Origin of the sequence: Streptomyces antioxidans (assembly GCF_000968685.2) — a bacterium.
Classification (GTDB): Bacteria; Actinomycetota; Actinomycetes; order Streptomycetales; family Streptomycetaceae; genus Streptomyces; species Streptomyces antioxidans.
In genome coordinates this window covers 1-946 of the sequence record NZ_LAKD02000211.1, presented here as the reverse complement: position 1 = coordinate 946, position 946 = coordinate 1, and the positions used below count along the sequence as shown (strand labels likewise).

1 protein-coding gene is annotated in these 946 nt (G+C 62.1%); it reads left to right on the top strand.

The annotated features are described in order from the left end of the window. Window positions 1–2: 2 nt before the first annotated feature. A partial coding sequence (gene ispG / locus VT50_RS37755) for a flavodoxin-dependent (E)-4-hydroxy-3-methylbut-2-enyl-diphosphate synthase (protein ID WP_079343990.1) occupies window positions 3–946 on the top strand: 944 nt, incomplete at its 3' end.

Here is a 946-nt window from a genome sequence, read left to right as displayed (position 1 = left end):
CGGTGACGGCGGACATCGGTGCGACGTTGCAGCAGATCGCGGAGTTGACGGCGTCGGGGTGCCAGATCGTGCGGGTGGCGTGTCCTTCGCAGGATGATGCGGAGGCGTTGCCGGTGATCGCGAAGAAGTCGCAGATTCCGGTGATCGCCGATATTCATTTCCAGCCGAAGTATGTGTTCGCGGCGATTGATGCCGGGTGTGCTGCGGTGCGGGTGAATCCGGGGAATATCCGGCAGTTTGATGACAAGGTGAAGGAGATCGCGGGGGCGGCGTCGGATGCGGGTGTGCCGATTCGTATTGGGGTGAATGCGGGGTCGTTGGACAAGCGGCTGTTGGAGAAGTATGGGAAGGCGACGCCGGAGGCGTTGGTGGAGTCGGCGTTGTGGGAGTGCTCGCTGTTCGAGGAGCATGGTTTCCGGGATATCAAGATCTCGGTGAAGCACAACGATCCGGTGGTGATGGTGAATGCGTATCGTCAGTTGGCGGCTCGGTGTGACTATCCGTTGCATTTGGGGGTGACGGAGGCGGGTCCTGCGTTTCAGGGGACGGTCAAGTCGGCGGTGGCGTTTGGTGCGTTGTTGAGTGAGGGGATCGGGGACACGATCCGGGTGTCGTTGTCGGCGCCTCCGGCGGAGGAGGTCAAGGTGGGGATCTCGATTCTGGAGTCGTTGAATCTGCGGCAGCGGCGGTTGGAGATCGTTTCGTGTCCGTCGTGTGGTCGGGCGCAGGTGGATGTGTACAAGCTGGCGGATGAGGTGACGGCTGGTCTGGAGGGTATGGAGGTGCCGTTGCGGGTGGCGGTGATGGGGTGTGTGGTGAACGGTCCGGGTGAGGCGCGTGAGGCGGATCTGGGGGTTGCCTCGGGCAATGGCAAGGGGCAGATCTTCGTCAAGGGTGAGGTGATCAAGACGGTGCCGGAGTCGAAGATCGTGGAGACCCTGATCGA